Raw genomic sequence first — 22233 nt, forward strand, 5'->3', positions numbered from 1 at the left:
GCCATGGCACGACGTTCACGTGTCGACGAAGTCGTCGACGGGCTCTTCGACGACATCGTCGCGCGCCGCCTCGTCGCCGACCAGGCGCTGCCCAGCGAGAACGACCTCGGCGAGCGATTCGACGTCAGCCGCGTGACCGTCCGGGAGGCCGTGAAGGTCCTTCAGACGCGGGGTATCGTGCGGGTCGAGAGCGGCCGCGGTTCGTTCGTCCAGCCGCTCGCCCGCTGGACCTCGCTCAGCGCCGTGCTGGCCGCCACCTCCGCCGACGGCGACTCCTCCGCCGCCGAGCAGCTGATCGAGCTCCGCCGCATCTTCGAGACCGGCGCCGCGGCCCTCGCCGCCCAGCGTGCGCAGCCCCACGAGGTCGAGGCGATCGCCGCGGATCTCGAGACGATGCGCACCGCCCACGCCGCCGTCGACCTGGTCTCCTTCGTCGCGGCCGACCTGTCGTTCCACGACCGCATCCTCGCGGCCTCGCGCAACCCGTTCCTGACGGTGATGTTCGCCCCCCTCACCGAGGTGCTGTCGGAGCGGCGGGCGCAGACGTCGCGCGTGCGCGTCATTCAGCAGAATGCCCTCATCGAGCACGCCCACGTGCTCGACGCGCTGCGTGGCGGCGACCCCGAGACCGCGCGTCGCGCGATGGACCAGCACATGCAGCAGACCCTCGACGACCTGCGCGAGTACGTTCTGCCCCACGACGAGTGACCCGCGAGGCGGTTCCCCCCGCGGGCGGGACCCCTTCACGACACGCCGCGCGCACGGCATCCGCGATCCACGCGTGCACAACCGCGGTGCCCCTTCACGACACGCCGCGCGCACGGCATCCGGAACCGGCGTGCCGCCGAAAGGACCCGCCGTTGTGCACGGCCGGGCGCATCGCGCCGAGGAGCGGGGTCAGGCCCGCAGGAACGCGGCGTTCAACGACTCAGGCGCGAGCGCGTGCTCGACGGCGAGCATGCTCGCGCCGATGACCGCGGCGTTCTCGGCCGCCACGGACTGCACGATCGAGAGGTACTCGGTGGCCAGCGGCGTGGAGCGGGTGTAGACGACCTCGCGCACGCCCGCGATCAGGTGCTCGCCGACCCGCGCCATCGAACCACCGATGGCGATGACCGACGGGTTCATCAGGCTCACGCACGTGGTGAGCACTTCGCCGATGTCGCGTCCCGCCTGGCGGACGGCCTGGATGGCGTCGATGTTGCCGCGCTTGACCAGGTCGACGACGTCGGAGCCGGTGTGCGCGTCGATCCCCTGCGCCCGCAGGGCACGGGCGATGGCGGGACCGGATGCCAGGGCCTCGAGGCATCCGCGATTGCCGCACTGGCACGGGATGTCGGCGCCGCGCGCGACCTGCACGTGGCCGATGTCGCCGGCGATGCCCTGGGCGCCGCGCTGCAGGCGTCCGTCGGAGATGATGCCGGTGCCGATGCCGGTGGCGACCTTGACGAACATGAAGTGCTCCACCGCGGGCCAGGCGACGCTGCGTTCGCCGAGCGCCATGATGTTGACGTCGTTGTCGACGAGCACGGGGACCGGCATGTGCCGGTTGATCCAGCCGGGGATGTCGAAGCGGTCCCACCCGGGCATGATCGGGGGGTTCACGGGCTGCCCGGTCGAATGCTCGACGGGTCCGGGGACGCCGATGCCCATGGCCGCGACGTCGGAGGCCGAACGCCCCGATTCGGTGAGCAGGACGGATGCCGTCTCGACGAGCCAGGAGAGCACCGGCTCCGGGCCGAGGGCGATGTCGATCTCGCCGGTCTTCTCCGACAGCACCTTCCCCGTGAGATCGGCAATCGCGACCGTGCCGTGCGAGGCACCGAGATCGACGGCGACGACGACCTTCGCGGCGGGGTTGATCGCGAACTGCGACGGCGGGCGCCCGCCGGTGGACACGGCGTCGGCGACGGGCGTGATCAGACCCATCCGCATGAGTTCGTCGACGCGCACGGCGACGGTGGACCGCGCCAAGCCGGTGGACTTGGCCAGTTCCGCGCGGGTGCGCGGGACCCCGTCTCGCAGCAGCTGGAACAACTGGCTCACGCCGTTGACCGACTGCACGGAATCTGTCGTCATCCTCTTCACGCCCTCAGTACACCATTAGTTGACATGTGTTCAGTCCACATGCCGAAGGCGGCTACGCACTTTACGCAGCCGCCCTCGGCACAAGCTTTCGTCAGCCCCGTCCGGGAGGACGGGAGAAGCGCTGCTGGAGCAGCACCGCGACCACGATGATGACACCCTTCGCCACCGCCTGGACCGAAGAAGACAGATTGTTCTGGATGAACACGTTCGTGAGCGTCGCGAAGATCAGCACACCGAACACGGTGCCGGTAATCGTTCCTCGTCCGCCCACGAGGAGCGTTCCACCGACGACCACGGCCGCGATGACGTCGAGCTCGAGGAGCTGGCCGTTGGTGGAGCTGCCCGCGGTGGTGCGTCCGAGGAACATCACGCCGGCGATGCCGGAGGCGAGGCCCACGAGCACGTACAGCCACATGACGTGACGCTTGACGTTGATGCCCGCCAGGCGCGCGGCCTCGCGGTTTCCGCCGATGGCGATGGTGCGACGGCCGAAGGTGGTGCGGTTCAGCAGCACCCAGCCGAGCACCGCCACGATCGCGAAGATCCAGACGAGCATGTTCACGCCGAGGATGTCGGAGTTCATGAAGGTGATGAAGCTGCGGTCTTCGACGACGAGGGTGCGGCGCTCGGCGAGGATCTCGGCGAGACCTCGCGCCCCCACGAGCATCGCCAGGGTCGCCATGAACGCCACGACGTTGCCGTACGCGATGACGATGCCGTTGATCAGACCTGCGAAAGCGCCCACGGCGAGCGCGAAGATCACGAAGACGATCCAGTGCATCGAATCGGCCAGATCCTGGACGACCGCGAGGGTGCCGACGACGGATGCCAGGCCCACGACCGATCCGACCGACAGGTCGATGCCGCCGGCGATGATGACGAGGGTCATGGCGATGGCCACGACGCCGGTGATCGAGGCCTGACGGAGGATCACGAAGATGTTGTCGACCGTGAGGAAGGTGCCCGGAGCGGAGATGGCTCCGACGATCATCATCACCACGAGGGCGACGACGAGGCCGATGTTGCGGCCGGCGGAACCGGAGAAGAACTTCCGCACCGGCGAGGCCGATGAGGGGGAGGCCGGCGTCAAGCCGGCCTCGGCGGGAACCGTGCGTACACGGGTCGGGGTGGTCGGCTCGCTCACGCGGCGGATCCTTTCATGACGAGGTCGAGCACGCCGTGCTCGTCGATCTGGTGGGAGGGGAGCGTGCGGAGGATCTGGCCGTCGGCCACGACGAGCACGATGTCGGCAAGACCCAGCACTTCTTCGATCTCGCTCGAGACCACGACGACGGCGTTGCCGGCGGCGGCGAGGTCGCGGATGAGCGCGTAGATCTCGGCGCGTGCGCCGACATCGACGCCGCGGGTGGGCTCGTCGAGCAGCAGCACGTCCGTGCCGTGGATGAGCCAGCGGGCGAGGAGGATCTTCTGCTGGTTGCCCCCGGAGAGCGTGCGTGCCGCGCGGTCGGGGTCGGCGGGGCGCAGCTCGAGGGCGTCGATCTGCTCCGCGGCGACCCGTCGCGCGGAGCGGTCGTCGAGGAACCCGCCCTTGGCGAACCGCGACATCGAGGCGAGCGTGGCGTTGACGTAGATCGGCTCGTCGAGCACGAGGCCCTGGCTCTTGCGTTCCTCGGGGGACAGGCCCACCCCGGCGCGGACCGCGGCGAACACGGATCCGCGCGGAAGGGTGCGTCCTTTGACGCTGACGCTGCCGCTCGACGAACGGCGGGCGCCGTACACCGTCTCGAGGATCTCGGAGCGACCCGACCCGACGAGACCGGCCAGTCCCACCACTTCTCCCGCGCGGACGGTGAAGGAGACGTCGGAGAAGACGCCCGGGAAGGCGAGGTCCTTCACGTCGAGGACGACGGGGGCGTCGGCGGCGATCGGCGCGCGTTCGGGGAAGACGTTGGTGATCTCGCGACCGGTCATGAGGCGGATGAGCTCGGACTTCGGCGTCTCCGCGGCGGGGAGTCCCACCGCGGTCGTGCGCCCGTCCTTGAGCACGGTGATCCGGTCGCCGATCTCGCGGATCTCTTCGAGGCGGTGCGTGATGTAGACGACCGCGATGCCCTCGGAGGTCAGCTCGCGAACGACGGCGAAGAGGTTCTTCACCTCTTCGCTGTCGAGCACGGCCGACGGCTCGTCCATGATGATGAGCTTGATGTCGTGGGACAGCGCACGCGCCATGCTCACGATCTGCTTGTTGGCGGCACTGAGCGAGCCGACCTCGGTGTGCGGCGACAGGCTCGCGTGCCCGAGGCGGCGCAGCAGCTCGGTGGTCTGTCGCGCCGCGGCGGAGCGCTTCGTGAAGCCGCCACGGGCGAGCTCGTGCCCGAGGAAGATGTTCTCGGCGATCGTGAGACCGTCGACGACATCGAGCTCCTGGTACATCGTGGCGATGCCGAGGTCGATCGCCGCCTGCGGGTCGGCGATCTCGACGCCCTCCCCCTGCCACGTGATCACACCGCCGTCGGGCCGGTGAACCCCCGCGAGCGTCTTGATGAGGGTGGACTTGCCCGCGCCGTTCTGGCCGAGCACGCAGTGCACCTCACCGGCGCGCACGTCGAGGTCGACGCCGCGCAGGGCATGCACCCCGGCGAAAGACTTCGTGACGCCGCGGACGAGGAGTAATGACGACGCATGGTCAACTTTGATCACGGAGCGAACATAACACGGCGGATCTCCGACGCGCGACACGCATAAATGCGCTCGCGGTGCGGCGGCTCACCCGGACACTCGACGCACAGAAGGCCAGTACGGCAGGGACAAGCGAGGTGGCAATCCACTTTTATCGGCCTCATATCAAAAGTTGACTACTGAACCGATACTTCTGCTAGCGTGAGCGGCGTCAGAGTGGACCCTTCCTTCGGGACGACCCGCGTCCGCGACGACCCCCGCTGCATCACATTTCAAGGAGGAAGTACATGCGCTCACAGATGAAGTCGCGTTCCCGTCTCGTTCTCACCGGAGTCGCCGTCCTCGCGTCGGTCGGCCTGCTCGCCGGTTGCACGAGCTCCAACAACGACGCCGAGAACGTCGTCGACCAGGGCACCAGCACCGAGGAGAACGCCGCCGCCGGCGACACCGTCACGATCGGCTTCTCCGGCCCCGCCGCCGACCACGGATGGCTCGGTGCCATCAACTCCGGTGCGCTCGCCGCCGCCGAGAGCTTCCCCGACGTCGACCTGCAGGTCGCCGAGGGCACCAACGACGTCAACGCGCAGATCGCCGCCGTCGAGACCTTCATCAACAACGGCGTGGACGCCATCGTCCTGCTGCCCAGCGACGGTGCCGCCCTCACCGAGGTCGCGATCAAGGCGATGGAGGCCGGCATCCCGGTCATCAACGTCGACCGCGAGTTCTCCAGCCCCTTCGCCGCTCGCTCGACCGTACTCGGTGACAACTACGGCATGGGCGTCAGCGCCGGCACGTACATCTGCGCGCAGCTCGAGGGCAACAGCGACGCCATCGTCGCCGAGATCGCCGGCATCGACTCGCTGCCGCTGACGCAGGATCGCTCGGCCGGCTTCGCCGACGCCCTGTCGGACTGCGGTCTCGAGGTCGGCCCGCGCGTCGCCGCCGACTTCACCGTGCAGGGTGGCGAATCGTCCACCTCGCAGCTGCTCTCGGCCAACCCGAAGATCGACGCCATCTGGAACCACGACGACGACCAGGGCATCGGCGTGCTCGCCGCCATCACGGCGTCGGGTCGCGACGAGTTCTTCATGGTCGGCGGCGCCGGCAGCCGCAACGCCATGGAGGCCATCGAGGCGGGCGACACCCCGCTTCAGGCGACGGTCATCTACCCCTCGACGCAGGCCGCCGACGGCATCGCGCTCGCGCGCCTCATCGCACAGGGCAAGACCGCGGGCGACCTCATCACCCCGAGCGTGCCCAACCGCATCGTGCTGGACGCACCGGTCGTGACGAAGGACAACGTGGCGTCCTTCATCGATCTGTCGTTCGAGTCCTGACCTGGTACGGGGCGTCCGCGCTCGCCGCGGACGCCCCGTCCTCGTTCCCCCCACAGAAAGACCTCATCGTGACCCAGCACCTTCGCATCGCCATGATCGGCGCGGGATTCATGGGCGCCGCGCACTCCCAGGGATGGCGCGTCGCTCCCCGTTTCTTCGATCTCCCCCTCACCCCCGAGATGAGCGTCCTCGTCGGTCGCGATGCCGCCCGCACGCGGGCCGCCGCCGAGACCTGGGGGTGGGCCGAGAGCTCGACCGACTGGCGTGAGGTGCTCGAGCGAGATGACATCGACGTCGTCGACATCGTCACCCCCGGCGACACGCACGCCGAGATCGCCATCGCGGCCCTCGAGGCCGGCAAGCACGTGCTCTGCGAGAAGCCCCTCGCCAACACCGTCGACGAAGCCCGACGGATGGCGGATGCCGCGGCGGGCGCCGCCGCCAACGGCATCCGGTCGATGGTGGGTTTCACCTACCGCCGCCTTCCCGCGACCACCTTCGCGCGCGACCTGATCGCCGCCGGCCGCCTGGGCGACATCCGCCAGGTGCGCGCCGAGTATCTGCAGGACTGGCTGAGCGACGCCGAAGCCCCCCTCACGTGGCGCCTGCAGAAGGACCGCGCCGGTTCCGGCGCCCTCGGCGACATCGGCGCACACGCCGTCGACATCACCGAGTTCATGACCGGCCAGCGCCTCACCCGCGTCGCGGGCGTGCTCGAGACGATCGTCGCCGAGCGCCCCGTGCTCGCTTCATCGTCGGGCCTGTCGGGTTCGGCGGGCACCGAGCGCGGCGCCGTGACCGTCGATGACCTCGCCCTCTTCACCGGTCGCCTGGAGTCCGGCGCCCTCGCCTCGTTCGAGGCCTCCCGCTTCCGCCTCGGCCGCAAGAACGCCCTGCGCGTCGAGATCGCCGGCTCCCTCGGCTCGCTCTCGTTCGATCTGGAGAGCCCCAACGAACTGCAGTACTACGACGCGACCCTCCCCGACACCGAACAGGGCTTCCGCCGCATCCTCGTCACAGAGCCCGGACACCCCTACGTCGGCGCCTGGTGGCCCGCGGGTCACATGCTCGGCTACGAGCACGGCTTCTCGCACCAGGCGAAAGACTTCGTGGAGGCGGTCGCCGCGGGCGACGACCCCCGGCCCTCGTTCGCCGACGGCCTGCACGTGCAGGAGGTGCTGGATGCCGTGGCGCGAAGCTCCGAGGCGGACGGCGTCTGGACGGGCGTCGAGGCGGCGCCGGTTCTCGCTTCCGCCGACCGCGCGCTCGCGGCATCCTGAGTCGCAACCCCGATCCGCACCGATGAGAGGACTTCCGCGATGACGCGACCGATCACGCTGTTCACCGGCCAGTGGGCCGACCTGCCCTTCGACGAGGTCGCGCGCCTCGCCGGCGAGTGGGGCTACGACGGCCTCGAGATCGCCTGCTGGGGCGACCACCTCGACCCCTGGCGTTGGGACGACGAGGAGTACGTGCAGGCGAAGCTCGACGTTCTCGAGCGCAACGGACTTTCGGTGTGGACCATCTCCAACCACCTCAAGGGTCAGGTCGTGTGCGACGACCCCATCGACCAGCGCCACCGCGACATCGTGTCGGACCGCGTGTGGGGCGACGGCGACCCCGAGGGCGTGCGTCAGCGCGCCGCCGAGGAGCTCAAGAACACTGCGCGGCTGGCATCCAAGCTGGGGGTGAAGACCGTCACGGGATTCACCGGTTCGAGCATCTGGAAGTACGTCGCGATGTTCCCGCCCGCCACCGAGCAGATGGTGGACGCCGGCTACCAGGACTTCGCCGACCGCTGGAACCCGATCCTCGACGTCTTCGACGAGGTCGGTGTGCGCTTCGCGCACGAGGTGCACCCCTCCGAGATCGCCTACGACTACTGGACGACGAAGCGGGCGCTGGAGGCCATCGGCCACCGCGAGGCGTTCGGGCTGAACTGGGACCCCTCGCACATGGTGTGGCAGGACATCGATCCGGTCGCGTTCCTCTGGGACTTCCAGGACAAGATCTTCCACGTGCACTGCAAAGACACCAAGAAGCGCCTGACCAACGGGCGCAACGGCCGCCTGTCCTCGCACCTGCCGTGGGCGGATCCGCGGCGCGGCTGGGACTTCATCTCCACCGGTCACGGAGACGTGCCGTGGGAGGACGCGTTCCGCATGCTCAACGCCATCGGCTACGACGGTCCGCTGTCGGTCGAGTGGGAGGATGCGGGAATGGACCGCCTGGTCGGAGCGCCCGAGGCGCTCGGCTTCGTGCGGAAGCTGTCGACGTACGAGCCCTCGGGCGCGGCGTTCGACGCGGCGTTCAGCCAGCGCTGAACGGGGGGCTGCGGAAGCGACCCACGGAGGGGCCGGATGCGTGGGGCATCCGGCCCTTCTGTTCGCCTGGCCGGAGCGTCCCCTCGACAAGCTCAGAGACGAGCAAGCAGGCGGCCGAGCCGGGCGGGGCGTCCCTTCGACAAGCTCAGGGACCATCACAGCGAGGTGGCTGAGCTCGTCGAAGCCACCGGGAGACGAACTCCGTCACCAGAACAGGCGCGCCAGGCTCCTCTCAGACGCCGAGCCCGCGCAGCACGAGATCGCGAACACCGGCCGCGGGCATCGCCTCGACGTCGGGGAGCAGACCCGCGTCGCTCGTCACCACCATCGGCGCGTCCCGCCGCGAGGTGGGGAGACGGCCGTGGGTCCCTTGGACGCAGGTGGGGTCCAGCGGCACCGTGCTCATCGCGTAGCGCAGACCCAGCTTCTTCTTCACCAGGTTCACTCCGGCCTTGGCCTTGGCCAGGCGGTCGGCGGGGTCGAAGAACAGCTCGGCGGGGTCGTAACCGGGCTTCCGGTGGATGTCGACGCCGCGTGCGTACTCGGGTGCACGATCGTCGTCGAGCCAGAAGTAGTAGGTGAACCACGCTCCGGGCTCGGCCACCACCACGAGGTCGCCGGAGCGCTCGTGGTCGAGGCCGTACCGGGCCTGCGCCGCGCGGTCGAGAACTTCGTCGACGCCGTCGAGTCCCCCCAGAAGCGAACGGACGCGTGGAAGGTCCGCGGCATCCGGAACGTAGACGTGAGCCACCTGATGGTCGGCCACGGCGAAGGCGCGCGAGGTCCACGGGTCGAGCTGCTCGCGCCCGTCCTGCACGTAGACTTCGAGCAGACCCTCGCGCCGGAGCGCCCGGTTGACGTCGACGGGACGCGTGGCCTGCTCGATGCCGTACTCCGACACCGCGACGACGGTGTATCCCCGGTCGGCGGCGTCATCGAGCAGCGGCCCGACGGTGTCGTCGAGCTCGCGGGCGGCGCGGTCGGCCTGCGCGCTGTTCGGCCCGAAACGCTGAAGGTCGTAGTCGAGGTGCGGCAGGTAGGCCATCGCGAGATCGGGCGCGGGCCCCCATCGTTCGGTGATCAAGCCGCGTGTCGCCTCGGCGAGCCAGGCGCTACTGCGGATGGTCGCGGTCGGCCCCCAGTACTGGAACAACGGGAACTCCCCCAGCGCGCCCACGAGCTGGTCGTGCAGGGCCGCGGGCCTCACGTACGCGTCGGGGCTCTTACGCCCGTCGGCGTGGTAAATCGGTCGCGGCGTGACGGTGACGTCGGTGGTCGCGCCCATCGCGAACCACCAGCCGAGGTTGGCGGTGCGCAGCTCCGGACGCGAGCGTCGAGCGGTCTCCCACACCTTCTCGCCGGCGACGAGCTTGTTGTGCTGGCGCCACAGCAGCGGGTCGCCGAGTCCGCGGAAGTACCAGCCGTTGCCGACGATGCCGTGCTCGCGCGGCGCGAGGCCGGTGAGCATGGTCGACTGCACGCTGCACGTGACGGCGGGCAGGATCGTGTCGAGTCCCGTCTGGCCGCCCGAGCGGCCGAGGGCGGTGAGCCGGGGCATCGCGGCGAGCGCGCGGGGGGTGAGCCCGACGATGTCGAGGAGAAGGACCTTGCTCATGCGCGGCTCCCGCCGTCGATTCCGGATGCCGTCGCGGCGAAGTCCTCGCGAGCCGATCGCGCGCCGGATACCGTGGCTCCGACCATGGCGATCGCGCTCGGCGAGGGCGTGGCGGTCCCGGATGCCGCGGCACCGGCCGGCGCGGCATTTCGGTCCGTACCGGTCACCGCGTGCGGCAGGTGCTCCCGCACCCAGCGCAGCTCCGCGGCGATGCCGTCGACGAGCGTCGCGGGCTGCAGGGAGGCGGGCAGCACCGACCAGGTGTACGTCTCGACGTCGAGGTGCGCGTCGACGCCGCCCGGCGCCTCCAGGACTGCGTCGACGGCGGCGAGGAGCACCTCGGTCGTGGCGCGAAGGGGCGCCTCCGGGCGGGCGTGCAGAGGGATGTGCACGTGCACGCGCCACGGCTGATCCGTCGGCCAGGGCTCCCGCGCATCGAGCACCTCGGGCAGGTCGTCGGCGGCGTGCGTCCCACGAGCGGTGCGTACCTGGTGCACGTAGCGCTCCTCGGCGAAGGGACGAAGAGCCGCGATGCTGCGAGGGTCGGAGGGGTCGGGGACCTCAAGGGCGACCGAGGCCTGGACCTTGACGATCCGCACGCCCGCGGCCGTCGCCGCGGCGACCACCCCGGCGGGGTCCGCGAACGACACGGCGAGGTGGCAGGTGTCGAGACACAGTCCCAGGAGGCCGTCGGCGATGAGCGCGGGTCGCGCACCGAGCCACGCCACGACGTCGGCGACGTCGTCGAGGATGCAGCCCGGTTCGGGCTCGATACCCACCCGCACGGTGCGACCGGTCTCGCGCTCGATCGCGGCGAGACCCCCGATCAGACGGGTCAGCGCCCCTTCCGCGGCGTCGTCGGCCGCGGCATCCCACCCCTCCCGCCAGCCGAGCGGCAGCGTCGAGATGCTGCCCGCGGCACCGAGCGGCAGCAGCGCCGCCAGCGCGCGCGCGCAATCGAGGGTGTAGTCGAGGCGCTCGGGCGTGGTCCAGTCGGGGCGGTAGACCGCGAGCTTCACGACGTCGTCGTGGAACCCGCGGTACGGGAAGGCGTTCACCGTACGCAGCTCCAGGCCGTTGCGCTCGAGAGCTTCGGCCAGGATCGCCCGCGCCCCCTCGTCGTGGGCCAGGACGGATGCCACCCCCACCGGCATCCACAGTCCGACGCCGAGCCTGTCGGGGCCGGCCGCCCGGCGGACCGGACCCGCGTGCTCGTCGAGCTGACGGACGATGCCGTCGAGGTCTTCGGCGGGATGGACGTTGGTGCAGTAGGAGAGGTGCATCAGGCTCCCTGTCGGGAGGCCATGCCGCGCAGCACCGAGTTGCCCTCGAACAGGTCGGGTCCCTGGCTCGCCGGGGCGAAGCCCTCGATCGGATCGGTGTTCACGCGGCCGCTCTGGGCGTAGAAATCACGGGGGTTGCGCCACAGGATGCGATCGACGTCGTCGTCGCTGAAGCCGGCGTCGAGCATCGCGAGTCCCGTCTTCGCGGTCTTGAGCGGGTCGGAGCGTCCCCAGTCGGCGGCCGAGTTGACGATCACGCGGTCGAGCCCGATGCGCTGCATGATCGCGACCACGCGCTGCTCGTCCATCTTGGTGTCGGGGTAGATCGAGAAACCCATCCACGCGCCGCTGTCGGCGACGGTGTCGACGCAGGTCTCGTTGAGGTGGTCTACGAGCACGTGTTCCATCGGGATGCCGGACTCGGCGACCACGTCGAGCGTGCGCTGCGTGCCGACGGCCTTGTCGCGGTGCGGGGTGTGCACGAGAACGGGGAGGTCGAACTCGATCCCGAGCGCGAGATGCTGATGCAGGATCTCGTCCTCCTCGGGGGTCATCGAGTCGTAGCCGGTTTCGCCGACCGCGACGACGCCGTCCTTCGCCAGGTAGTGGGGCAGCTCCGACATCACCTCGCGGCAGCGCGGGTCGTTCGCCTCTTTGGGGTTCAGGGCGATGGTGCAGTGATGACGGATGCCGAACTGCGCGGCGCGGAACCTCTCCCACCCGATCAGCGTGTCGAAGTAGTCCAGGAACGACCCGACGCTCGTGCGCGGCTGCCCGAGCCAGAACGCCGGCTCGACCAGGGCGCGGACGCCGGCGTCGTACATCGCCTCGTAGTCGTCGGTGGTGCGCGCCGTCATGTGGATGTGGGGATCGAAGATGCGCATGTCAGGCCCTTTCACGAGCGAGCAGGAGGGTGAGGTCATCGGGCACGGTGCGGCCGGCGGCGCGGCGCTCCTCGGCGAAGCGCGCGGCCATCGCGGCGAGCTCGTCGTCGGCACGGGCGCCCAGGTCGGCCACGACGGAGAGGGGGATGCCGAGGAACACGCACTTCAGCACGCCGTGACGCCACGCGTGGTCGTCGAGGTGGGCCGCGGCGAAGGATCCGAGGGCGGCGGCGACGAGGCGGGTGTCGTTGGCGCGGAGAGCGTCGACGACCAGGTCCAGGCCCACCGCACGCCAGGCCGGGGTGGGATCGGGGATCGCGTCGAGCCCGCGCAGCACCCCGCGCCGCTCGGCGTCGTCGCCGCGTCGGTACAGGGCGGCGGCGACGGCGGGGTCGGCGCCGCTGCCGGCGAGGGCGGCGACGATCGCGGCGCGGGCGGCGTCGTCGGCGGTCGGCGCGAAGGGTTCCGCGGAGAGCGGTTCGCGGCCCACCTCGCGACCGGCCGAGGCGAACAGCCGCGCGGCGCGGGTGGCATCCGTGCGCACCTCATCGACGGCGCGGACCGTCCAGGGGTACGAGTCACCGGCCGTTGGAGCGTGACCGGCGGAGGGCGAGGAAGCGGCGGAGGATGCCGCGGGCGCGGCGGGTCCTCCCCCGCTCCCCGGTCCTCCGCTCGCCGCACTCGGGGCGTGATGAGCGGAGGGGGAGGGAGGAGGGGAGGACTCGACCGGAGCGGTCGACCCTCCGCTGCTCCCCGACCCGCCCGTCGTCACCGAACGCGCGCCACGGGAGGAGATACCTGGAGCGGAGGATGCCACGACCCCGGCCGGTCCTCCCGTCACCGAATCCCCTCCCCCCGCCGACGCCGCAGCCGCCGAAGCCGCAACGGCCGCGCCGGAGCGCTCCGCCGCGGCGGTCAGCGCCGCCATGCTCTCCTGCGCGAGAGCCGGGGCCGCGTGCGCGTGACGGGGCAGCTCGACGGCGACGACGCCGCGGTAGTCGATCTCACGGAGGGTGGCGAGGGCGGCATCCAGGTCGAGCACTCCCTCACCGAAGGGGAGGTGTTCGTGCGCGTGCGGGAGCATGTCGTCGGCCTGCACGTTGCGCAGCAGGGCGCCCGCGGCGCGCAGAGCCCCCACCACTCCGTCGGGTTCGACGACGACGCAGTGCCCGAGGTCGACGGTGACGCCGAGGATGGCAGGATGCCCGATGCGGGCGCGCACGGCGAGGGCGTCGGCGACGGTCTCGACCACCATGCCGGGTTCGGGCTCGAGGGCGAGGGGGACGCCCGCCTCCGCGGCGGAACCGCAGAGCTCGAGCAGGCGTTCGTCGAGCAGCACGCGCGCGGCGTCGATCGTGACGTCGTCGGGCAGCACACCGCTCCACAGCGACACGCACTCCGCGTCGAGGATCGCGGCGATCTCGACGGCACGACGGAGGAACACCATGCGCGGCTCGGCGTTGCGGTCGACGAGCGTCGGACGGTGCTTGCGCACGGGATCGAGCAGGTAGCGGGTGCCGGTCTCGACGACGACGCGCATGCCCCGGCCGCGGAGGTCGGCGGCCTGTGACTCGGCCTGGGCACGCCAATCCGGGGCGAACGGGTCGAGGTGCGGGTGGCCGAGAGTGAGGGCCACGGCGGTGTACCCCTCGCCCTGCAACACGTCGAGCGCCGCCGGCAGCGGGTGATCGGTGAAACCGTTGGTGCCGTATCCCCAACTCCAGGGCACGTCGTTCATGTGATGTCTCCTCGGGAGCGGCGGCGCCCGAGCGCGAGGCCGATGACCTCGATGCCGAGCAGCGCGACGGTGGCGATCGTCGAACCGGCGCGAGCGGCCAGTGCGGCCTGCAGCGGCACGACCGCGCGGATGCCCGCACGGGTGGCGGTCCGCGCGTGCGCCGCGTGGGGGTCGCGGGCGAGGGCGAGGTGCCCCGGCAGCACGGCGGCGAGGTAGCGGGCGCCGCCGAGAGCGGCGGCCGCCCGGTCGCCCGGACCCGCGAGACCGGATGCCGCGACGGCGACGCTCGTGGCAACGGCGGCGCGGCCGGTGGTGCGCGTGGAGCCGTCGACCTCTCCGCGCGAGACGGCGGTCACAGCGACCGTGTGGGCGGCGACGGCACCGGCCGGAAGAAGCGCTCGGCGCCACCCCGGTCCCGCGGCGCCCATCATCACGTCGAGTCCGCGGCAGGCGGCCATCACGACCGGACCCGCCGCCGTGGGCTTGAACACGAGGTCGTACGCCCACAGCGCGCCCGCGAGAGCGAGCGACACCGCGCCCGAGCGGCGCCCGGCGACGAACGCCGAGCCGACGCCCAAGAGCGTGAGACCCGCGCCGACGGCGAGTGCGCGCGACCGCGAGATGCGCCCCGACGGGATAGGGCGCTCCGGTCGTTCGACGGCGTCGAGATCGGCATCCGCCCAGTCGTTCAGGGCCATCCCGGCGCTGTACAGGCACACCGACGACGCGGCGAGCGCACCGGCGCGCACCGCGCCGTCACCGCCCGGGCCGCGCGCGCTGAGCGCACCGACCAGGGCGTCGCCGAGCACGGTCAGCGACGCGGGGGCGCGGACGAGGTCGAGGTAGTCCGCGGCCCGTGTCACGGTGCGGCGACCCGCGCCGCAGCGACGGCGGCCGCGGTCTCGTGCACCCACGCGATGAACTGCGCCGTCTGCTCACCGAAGCCGTGCACGTCGCTGCCCCACGGGTCCTTGAAGAAGCAGCCGAGGGCGGGGACGACGCCGGCGTGACCGGCGCGGGTGGCCAGCGACAGCGATCGCACGAGGTCGATCACCAGGGGCGCGGCGAGCGCGGAGTCGTACGCACTCCACGTGGTCTGGAGCGTCACCCGGCTGCCGAGGAACCCGGTCGCGCTCACGTGATCCCACGCGGTCTTGACGTCGCCGAGGTCGGGCACGTTGTCGATGTGCAGGGGGGTGACGACGTCGTCGCCGACGAGGGCGTGCAGCCCGCGGTTCTTCGACACGAGCTTGGAGCGCACGGCCTCCGGGTCGGCCAGCGTGGCGCCGTCGCCGCCGCCGAGCAGGTTGGTGCCCGCCCACGACTGCACGCGGAAGCCGCGCGCGGCGAACATCGGTGCGAGCACCGTGCGAAGGAGCGTCTCGCCCGTCTTGCCGTCCTGACCGGCGTAGGCGATGCCCGCACGCTCCGCCCGTGCGCGCAGCACGGGGAGGTTCAGGGATGCCGAGGGGGTGAACGCGGCGTAGGCGGCACCGGCCGCGATGGCGGCGAGGGCGGCGCGAGAACTCGGCGGGAGCACCCGCACCCCCGGGGTGGTGAGGGCGGTCTGCAGGGCCTCGTCGTCGTCGAATCCGGGGTGGTACGGCGGGAGCGGTTCGGTCGAGGAGACGTCGATCACGACGACCTCCCGCAGACCGTGACGGTCGCGGAAGTCCATGATGTCGGCGGCGAGCAGGTCGATCTCCTCCTGCTGCGTGGCGGTGAGGGTGGGCACGACGCGAAGGTTCGCCTCGGTGGCGCGGAGCCGCTCGCGCACGGCGTCGACGAGCGCCGCGGGGAACATGCCGCCGGCCGCGAGGTGCTCGGCGCGCTCTTCGAGAGGGGTCGTGGAGATGTCATGTCCGCCGACGACGATGTCGGTGATCTCCGGGAATTCTGCGACGCGCACGGCGTCGGTCTCGGTGGTGAGCCCGATCGGCGAGGCGACGCCGAGGGCGAGGGCATGGATGCCGATCGTCGCCGTGGTGGCGAGCGATCCTCGCGCGCCGATGAACCAGGCTCCGACGTCGGGGGTGGTCGAGGGGTCCGAAGTGTTCACGCGGGGATCCGTTCTTCGTTGAGGGACGTGGCGATCCGGGCGCGCGCCATCGACCGGTCTCGGGGACCGGATGAGGGGCGCGCTCCAGGGGGATGGCGGGCGGTTCGGGGATGCGGGGGGCCTCGACGTCGAGGTCCCCCGGCCCTTCCGACAGTACCCAGGCTTTTGCGGGATAGCAACCAAAAGGTGAAGCCAATGGGCGCAAGATCCGCATGATGGCGGGACGGGGCTTTCGCGCCGCCGATCGAGTCGATGCCCTGTTGCGGACATGACCGCAAGCGGCTCTTCCGGCCCGAATCAGCCGGTGCGCATACTGAGCCAGCGTGGCAGCCCTGTGCTCCCGCCCACCGAAACCCGGCCAGAGCGAGGACCGCACAGCCATGCCCACCATCCCCCACCGCGATCGCGCGCGCCCGAAAGGCCGCGGTGCGCTGATCGCCACCGTCGCGGCCCTGACCGCAGCGCTCGTCGTCGGACCCGTCACCGTCCCCGCCTGGGCGGCGTCGCCCGGCGACACGGCCGTCACCCCGAAGCAACTCCCTGCGGATTCGGCCGCCACACGCGTCGACCCGCTCGGCGCGCCGGCGTCGAGCATCCTCATCTCCAGCGACAAGCTGCTCGTCCAGCCCGCGGATGCGACGCACACCGCCACCGCCTACACGGCCAGCTTGTCGGGCGCGCAGCCCGTGGAGGTCGCCACCGGACCGACCGACCCCGACTCCGAGCTGCACGCGAACTTCCCAACGGCTTCGGGGCGGTTCGTCGACGACGACGACGAACGCGTCCTGGCCCTGCACTTCCGGACGCAGGATGAGTTCGCTTCCCTCTCGCTCGAGGACACCACCGCAGAGGTCGAACCCGTGACGTCCGTCGACGACGACGGCCAGGACAGCCCGACGCTGCCGACGTGGTCCACCCCGCTGCCGAAAGACGCGACGCTGGCGTCCGACCTCGCCGTGGGCGATCTGGACCGCGCCGTGACCGAGGCGGGCAACTACGGCGACGAAGCCGCCGTGGCCCACGTCGACGGCGCACACCAGCTCCACGTCGCCATCGTCGATTACAACCAGCCGGGCGGCCTCGCCTCCACCGACGTCACGGGATTCACCGATGACCAGGTCACCGGCATGGTCGGGGTGGAGATCGCCGACTTCAACGGCGACTCGGAGAACGAGATCGCAGTGGTCTACCAGAACTCCGCGGGCGCCTTCAAGGTGGCTTTCATCTCCTACGTCGCACCGGATCAGACCACCGTGGATCGAGCCGACGCCACCGCCACGTTCGCCGTCGGCAAGAACGTCCCCGTCTCGACGGTGTACGCCGTCGCCGCCGGGGACTTCGCCGGACTCGGGAAGGCGCAGTTGGCCGTGAGCTACACGGACGTCAACCAGGTGTCGGTCTGGATGGAGACCGCGGACTTCAAGAAGGAGGACTTCACCGTCGCATCGTCGGTGGTTCAGCTGATCAACGACAACCCGCGCGGGCACGACATCTCCACGAACACCGGGTGCGCGGAGACCGGTTCCGGAAGATGGTGCTCGGTAACCCATCGCCTCGAGCCGGCGTTCCTCGCGGCCGGCAGCGACCCGTCCGCCACCGATCGACGCCAGGTGATGTTCGCGTACGCGACCATGATCGTCGACACCGTCGTGCAGAGCGACGTCCCCGAGATCGGCTACTACCAGTGGCGGGTCTCCCCCTACACCTGTTACTACGCCTACGGCGTGAACACGGCCAGCGTCGGCGACGAAACGCTCGTAGGCGGCGGCCGACAGGGCGCGACCTGCCTCAGCTACGCGGACGAATCCTTCGTCGATCCGACGGAGGACGACACCGCAGCCGACCGGCTCGCTTTCGTCCGGCAGTACCCCCACCCGCACAGGCCGCCCGTCCAGCTCGCTCCCGGCGGCTACGCGGGCCGCGACGCCACCGCGGCGACACCTCCCCGGTGGGGCGCGGCGACGGTCAACGGCAAAACCGGACAACTCACCATGCTGACCTGGGCTCCGTCGACGAAGACCCTCGGTGCCGCCCCGACGTCGCTGCGGTTCGATCCGACCAAGAGCGCCACCCTGACCGCCTACGACCAGGACAACTCCTCGCTGCGCGTGGGTGCACCTCTGGTCATCGAGGTGCCCAGCAACGCGGCGCCCGTCGTGATCGCCGCCGCACCGCCCGTTCACATGGACTGGCTCTACGACGAGACGACGGGCGAATCCGGTCTCGATACCTACAGCTGGTCGTCGAACACCTTCCTGTCCCTCGAGACGGAGAAAGACGAGACGAGCACCACGACCGTGACCACGGACACCGCGACCTCCATCGGCGTCGGAGAGTCGGCATCCGTGAAGACCAACTGGGAGGCGGGTCTGCCCTTCGTCGGTGCAACGGACCTGAGCTTCGAGCTGAAGGGGAGCTTCTCCAAGAAGTCGGAGGAGGCGACCGTGAATGACAACGAGTCATCCTCGACGATCTCTCGGAAGTCGTCCAGCGAGACCATCAACGACGACCTCCTCGTCACCAAGGCGATGTCCACGACGGTCTTCCGCTATCCCGTCATCGGCGCGGGAGACGTCTCCGCGGCGACCGGGGACAGCGACTGCGGAGGAACCTGCCACGCATTCTTCGACGTGGCCGTGCCCTCGTCGACGGTCGAGGTCCAGGCCGACGTGGCCGGGAAGTCCCTCGACTGGTACCAGCCCACCTGGCTCAACGGCAATCTGCTCTCCTACCCCGAAGCAGTCGAGGAACCGGGGGCGTACTCGGTGATCACGGCGGGAAAAGCCGGCCCGAAGAAGGCGGCGCTCATCGACAAGATGGCGTTCACGCCCGGCGGGGTGGTCTCGTCGAAGACGATCACCGTCTCCGAGGCGACGGGGGAGAAGACCACGGTGTCGTCGGATCTCACGTTCGCGCAGAGCGTCGAGGCCAAGGAGTCCGCCGAGGCGAAGGTGGGATTCGGGGTGAATTCGTCGACGAAGGTGAAGCTCGGGCAGTCGTTCGACGCGGAGCAGAGGTTCGGGGGCGCCACGATCGGCTCGACGGACGCGTCGTCGAGTCAGTCGCTGCGCATCCAGGTCGACGGCACCTCTGCCGATGACTACGACTTCACCTCGTACTACTACTACGACAAGGCGGGTGTGCAGAAGCTCTCGAACGCCGTCAACATCGTCCCGGCTCAGAACAGCTTCTGGACCGATAACTACGGCGACGTCGCGGACCCGGCCCTCAACCTGCCCCACACCATCGACATCGACGTGGTCGAAGGTTCCATCAGCCAGATCCCGCGGATGACGACACGCTTCTCGCGGCAGGAGATCCGAGGCTTCGAGGTGCTGCAGGCAAGCCCCAACGGCCCACAGGATGCCGTCGCTTACGCCTCGGCGCCGGTGGCCGGCGATCAGGTCACCTTCGGCGTGCCCGTGCACAACTTCAGCCTCGTCCCGGCGGAGAACACCACGGTGAGCTTCTTCGCCGTCCGGGTGGACGCCAAGACGGGTATGCCACTGGCGGCCCCCGTGCAGATCGGAAGCGACAAGACACTCGCCAGCCTCGACGCGCGAGGGATCCAGACGATCTACTCCGACCCCTGGACCGCGACCGGCACCTCGGGGCCGAAGGACCACGTGACGTGGAACGTCTTCGTGCAGCTCAATCGCAACGGCGACCCGAAAGCCGAGGTGCACCCCCTGCGGGCCAACGCATCGGGCGCGAACACCGTCTGCCCCAAGGCCGCCGTGAACCCCACCTTCATGCCCGGAGGCGGTGCCGCCATCGACTCCGACGGCTACATGGTGGACCCGATGACCGGGACGCGTCAGACCACCGCTTGCGCAAGCAACAACCAGGGCTTCCACACGGTCACCGTCGTGGGGACGTCGGGGGACTCGACGCCGGCGGCCGCCTCGATCGCGCGTTCCGTCGCATCGACGGCCACCCCGATCCCGGATGCCAACGTGCACCTCGTGGGCGGCGGATTCGACGACGACGTCGCCGAGCACGCCACCCTCACCGAGACCTCGCCGGTTCCCGAGTTGCAGGTGGGTGTGCCGGTCAAGGGCTACGTGACCGCGGACGCGGACGCCACCTCGGCGTCGCATCAGACCGTGCTGGTCTATGACGGCCTGCCCGAGGAGGGAGGAAAGCTCCTCGTCTCGACCACGCTGCAGGGAATCGGAGCAGACGGGGAGGGGCACGCCCACTTCATGTGGACGCCGAAGTCGCTCGGACGCCACCAGCTGTATCAGAAGATCGTCGGTGAACCCGGCGCGGGCAACTCCGACGCTCAGATCGTGACGGTCGACGTCGTCCCCGCCGGGACCGGCCCTTCCCCGGTCCCGACCGCGGAACCGTCGCCCTCGGCGTCGCCCTCCGTTTCCGCGTCGTCGGACACGTCGGCACCGGCAGCCGCTCCCGCCGAGGCTGGACGGGCGGACGGACTCGCCACGACGGGGACCCCACCCGTGGCCGGCCTCGCGGTCGCGGCTCTCGGGCTGCTCGTGCTCGGCGCGATGATCGTCGTCCTGCGGCGGCGAGCGCGACTGCAGCGGACCGCACCGACGTCACCGACCGGAGAGCATCCTCGCGAGTAGGGCGCGACGAGGCCCACGGTGGGGGCCGCGGGGGCGGTCACCCACCGTGGGGGGCGAGAGGGGCCGGGTGCATCGGGGGCATCCGGCCCCTGGTTCGCGTGGGCACGGACGCCGCGCGCGGCAGCGGGCGAAGCGGCATCCGGCGACCGGGGTACCCGCTCGTCCGGGCGCAGATCAGGCGCGGATACCGTCGGACGGGAGGGATCCCCACGCCGGCACGCGCGCATCGAGCCAGGCGAGCAGATCCGCGCGCACCTCGGCCTGCTGCACCTCGGCGAAGATCTCGTGTCGGGCGCCCGGGTAGACCCTCGTCGTCACGTCGGTCAGACCGGCGCGACCGCGGTAGGCATCCGCCAGCTTGTGCACGCTGCGGGGGCCGCCGACGGTGTCGTCGCGCCCCACCATCAGCAGCACCGGCACATCACGACCGAGGTTCCGCCGCGGACGACCGAACAGCTTCGCCGCCTCGATCGGCCCGAAGAGCCGCAGCAGCGGAGTCGACGTGGTGAGCGGGTCGGCGACGAAGTCGCGACCGACCTGCTCGTCGCTCGAGAGCCATTCCATCCCCGAGCCGTGCAGGTGCGCCCACGGGGCGTTCAGATCCCCGGCGTTGAGCGAGCCCGGCCACCGCAGGGCGGACCCGCTCAAGATGACGGCGTCGAAGGCTTCGGGATGCCGATCCAGCAGCATCTGCGCCAGGAACGACCCCCACGAGTGGCCGAGCAGTACGAGGGGCAGGTCGGGGTGCTCGTCGCGGACGCGCTGCGTCAGCGTCCAGACGGCGTCGCGCGCGGCATCCATCCCGCCCGGGCCGAGTCGTCCGAGCTTGCCGTGGTCACCGCCCCACTGCCGAAGGCCGGTGCGTCCGTGTCCCCGGTGATCGTCGGCGTACACGGTGTAGCCGTTCGCGACGAGCGCCTCGATGAGGGCCGCGTAGCGACCCGCGTGCTCACCGACGCCGTGCAGCAGCTGGACCACCGCGCGCGGCTCAGCGGCCTCGTACACGTCGTAGACGATCGGGATGCCGTAGGCGTCGACGAACTCGGGCATGGGGCGAGTGTACGACGGCGACGCTCCGGCGACCCTCGGGCACCGCACGACGCAGGGGGCTGAGCCCGTCGAAGCCCCCGGACCCTCCGCGGGACGGTCGGGGCGCGGCATCCATTCCGTTAGCACGGCTAATGAGTTATGCTAACGATCAGGAATATGAATGACAGCGTCGACGAATCCCCCCTCACCGACAACATTCCTGACCACAGCGCCGCAGCTTCCGAGTTGCGCATGGCCACGTTCCGACTGGCTCGCCGCCTCCGGGCGCAACGAGCCGTCGACACCATGAGCGACGGGCAGTTCGCCGTCCTCGCCGCGCTGACGGTGCACGGCGCGCACACGCTCGGTCAACTGGCCGATCGTGAGCGCGTCACCGCGCCATCGATGAACCGCACCGTCTCTCTTCTCGAAGAAGCCGGCTACATCACCCGCACCCCGGATGCCGTCGACCGCCGTCGGGTGAGCATCGATCTCACCGCCTATGGCCGCACGATCGTCGACGAGACCGTCCGCCGGCGCGACGCCTTCCTCGAGGAGTCGCTCGCCGACCTGACCCCCGACGAACGGGAAACGCTGGCCCGCGCAGCCCTGATCATGAGGAAGGTGGCCGACAAGTGAGCACA

The 22233-nt window shown here is 70.5% G+C and carries 16 protein-coding genes; 6 read left to right on the top strand and 10 right to left on the bottom strand.

The genetic code is table 11. The features are described 5' to 3' along the window. The first annotated feature begins 3 nt into the window (after positions 1–3). The gene (locus ASF76_RS00675) at positions 4–708 is read left to right on the top strand and encodes a FadR/GntR family transcriptional regulator (protein WP_055951498.1); all 705 of its coding nucleotides are present in this window, start codon (positions 4–6) and stop codon (positions 706–708) included. 189 nt (positions 709–897) lie between these two features. On the opposite strand, the gene ASF76_RS00680 is transcribed toward ASF76_RS00675, so the two are convergent. The 3 genes from ASF76_RS00680 to ASF76_RS00690 all read right to left on the bottom strand — a co-directional run bounded on the left by ASF76_RS00680 (position 898) and on the right by ASF76_RS00690 (position 4749). Beyond that, on the bottom strand, positions 898–2079 hold the full coding sequence (locus ASF76_RS00680; RefSeq protein ID WP_055951501.1) for an ROK family transcriptional regulator: 1182 nt from the start codon (positions 2077–2079) through the stop codon (positions 898–900). 100 nt (positions 2080–2179) lie between these two features. After that, positions 2180–3178, bottom strand: a complete 999-nt coding sequence (locus tag ASF76_RS00685) for an ABC transporter permease (RefSeq protein WP_235561228.1) — start codon at positions 3176–3178, stop codon at positions 2180–2182. A 50-nt stretch (positions 3179–3228) separates the two neighbouring features. After that, positions 3229–4749 carry a sugar ABC transporter ATP-binding protein gene (locus ASF76_RS00690; protein WP_055951507.1) on the bottom strand — a complete coding sequence of 507 codons (1521 nt, stop codon included), beginning with the start codon at positions 4747–4749 and terminating at the stop codon, positions 3229–3231. 266 nt (positions 4750–5015) lie between these two features. Between ASF76_RS00690 and ASF76_RS00695 the strand changes: the two genes are divergently transcribed. The 3 genes from ASF76_RS00695 to ASF76_RS00705 all read left to right on the top strand — a co-directional run bounded on the left by ASF76_RS00695 (position 5016) and on the right by ASF76_RS00705 (position 8389). Next, positions 5016–6065, top strand: coding sequence for a substrate-binding domain-containing protein (locus ASF76_RS00695; protein WP_055951510.1), 1050 nt, complete (start codon positions 5016–5018; stop codon positions 6063–6065). 92 nt (positions 6066–6157) lie between these two features. After that, positions 6158–7345, top strand: coding sequence for a Gfo/Idh/MocA family protein (locus tag ASF76_RS00700; protein WP_055953249.1), 1188 nt, complete (start codon positions 6158–6160; stop codon positions 7343–7345). Positions 7346–7384: 39 nt separating this feature from the next. Further along, a complete protein-coding gene (locus tag ASF76_RS00705; RefSeq protein ID WP_055951512.1) occupies positions 7385–8389 on the top strand; it encodes a sugar phosphate isomerase/epimerase family protein in 1005 nt (334 codons plus the stop codon). Between the two features lie 232 nt (positions 8390–8621). Here the strand turns inward: ASF76_RS00705 and ASF76_RS00710 are convergent, their stop codons facing one another. From ASF76_RS00710 to ASF76_RS00735, 6 genes are read right to left on the bottom strand one after another with little or no spacing between them, the layout of a single operon-like run. Next, positions 8622–10004, bottom strand: a complete 1383-nt coding sequence (locus ASF76_RS00710; protein WP_055951515.1) for a nucleotide pyrophosphatase/phosphodiesterase family protein — start codon at positions 10002–10004, stop codon at positions 8622–8624. Then, positions 10001–11287 carry a metabolite traffic protein EboE gene (gene eboE / locus ASF76_RS00715; RefSeq protein WP_156459072.1) on the bottom strand — a complete coding sequence of 429 codons (1287 nt, stop codon included), beginning with the start codon at positions 11285–11287 and terminating at the stop codon, positions 10001–10003. Before eboE ends, ASF76_RS00710 begins: the two co-directional genes overlap by 4 nt. After that, a complete protein-coding gene (locus ASF76_RS00720) occupies positions 11287–12171 on the bottom strand; it encodes a TatD family hydrolase (protein ID WP_055951518.1) in 885 nt (294 codons plus the stop codon). The genes eboE and ASF76_RS00720 overlap by 1 nt, the downstream gene beginning before the upstream one ends. A gap of 1 nt (position 12172) precedes the next feature. Further along, positions 12173–13909 carry an EboA domain-containing protein gene (locus ASF76_RS17265; protein WP_200936060.1) on the bottom strand — a complete coding sequence of 579 codons (1737 nt, stop codon included), beginning with the start codon at positions 13907–13909 and terminating at the stop codon, positions 12173–12175. Then, entirely contained in the window at positions 13906–14772 is an 867-nt protein-coding gene (locus ASF76_RS00730) for an SCO3242 family prenyltransferase (protein ID WP_055953253.1), read from the bottom strand. The genes ASF76_RS17265 and ASF76_RS00730 overlap by 4 nt, the downstream gene beginning before the upstream one ends. Continuing rightward, positions 14769–15968, bottom strand: coding sequence for an inositol-3-phosphate synthase (locus tag ASF76_RS00735; RefSeq protein ID WP_055951519.1), 1200 nt, complete (start codon positions 15966–15968; stop codon positions 14769–14771). The genes ASF76_RS00730 and ASF76_RS00735 overlap by 4 nt, the downstream gene beginning before the upstream one ends. 380 nt (positions 15969–16348) lie before the next feature. On the opposite strand from ASF76_RS00735, the gene ASF76_RS00740 reads away from it, so the two are divergent. Beyond that, complete coding sequence (locus ASF76_RS00740) at positions 16349–20560, top strand: hypothetical protein (RefSeq protein ID WP_055951523.1); 4212 nt, start codon at positions 16349–16351, stop codon at positions 20558–20560. 174 nt (positions 20561–20734) lie between these two features. On the opposite strand, the gene ASF76_RS00745 is transcribed toward ASF76_RS00740, so the two are convergent. After that, a complete protein-coding gene (locus tag ASF76_RS00745; protein WP_055951526.1) occupies positions 20735–21610 on the bottom strand; it encodes an alpha/beta fold hydrolase in 876 nt (291 codons plus the stop codon). A 156-nt stretch (positions 21611–21766) separates the two neighbouring features. Here ASF76_RS00745 and ASF76_RS00750 point away from each other — a divergent pair, with 156 nt between their 5' ends. After that, positions 21767–22228: a MarR family winged helix-turn-helix transcriptional regulator gene (locus ASF76_RS00750; protein ID WP_055951529.1), complete on the top strand. Its 462-nt coding sequence runs from the start codon at positions 21767–21769 to the stop codon at positions 22226–22228. Positions 22229–22233: the final 5 nt, after the last annotated feature.

Source organism: Microbacterium sp. Leaf151 (assembly GCF_001424225.1).
GTDB lineage: Bacteria > Actinomycetota > Actinomycetes > Actinomycetales > Microbacteriaceae > Microbacterium.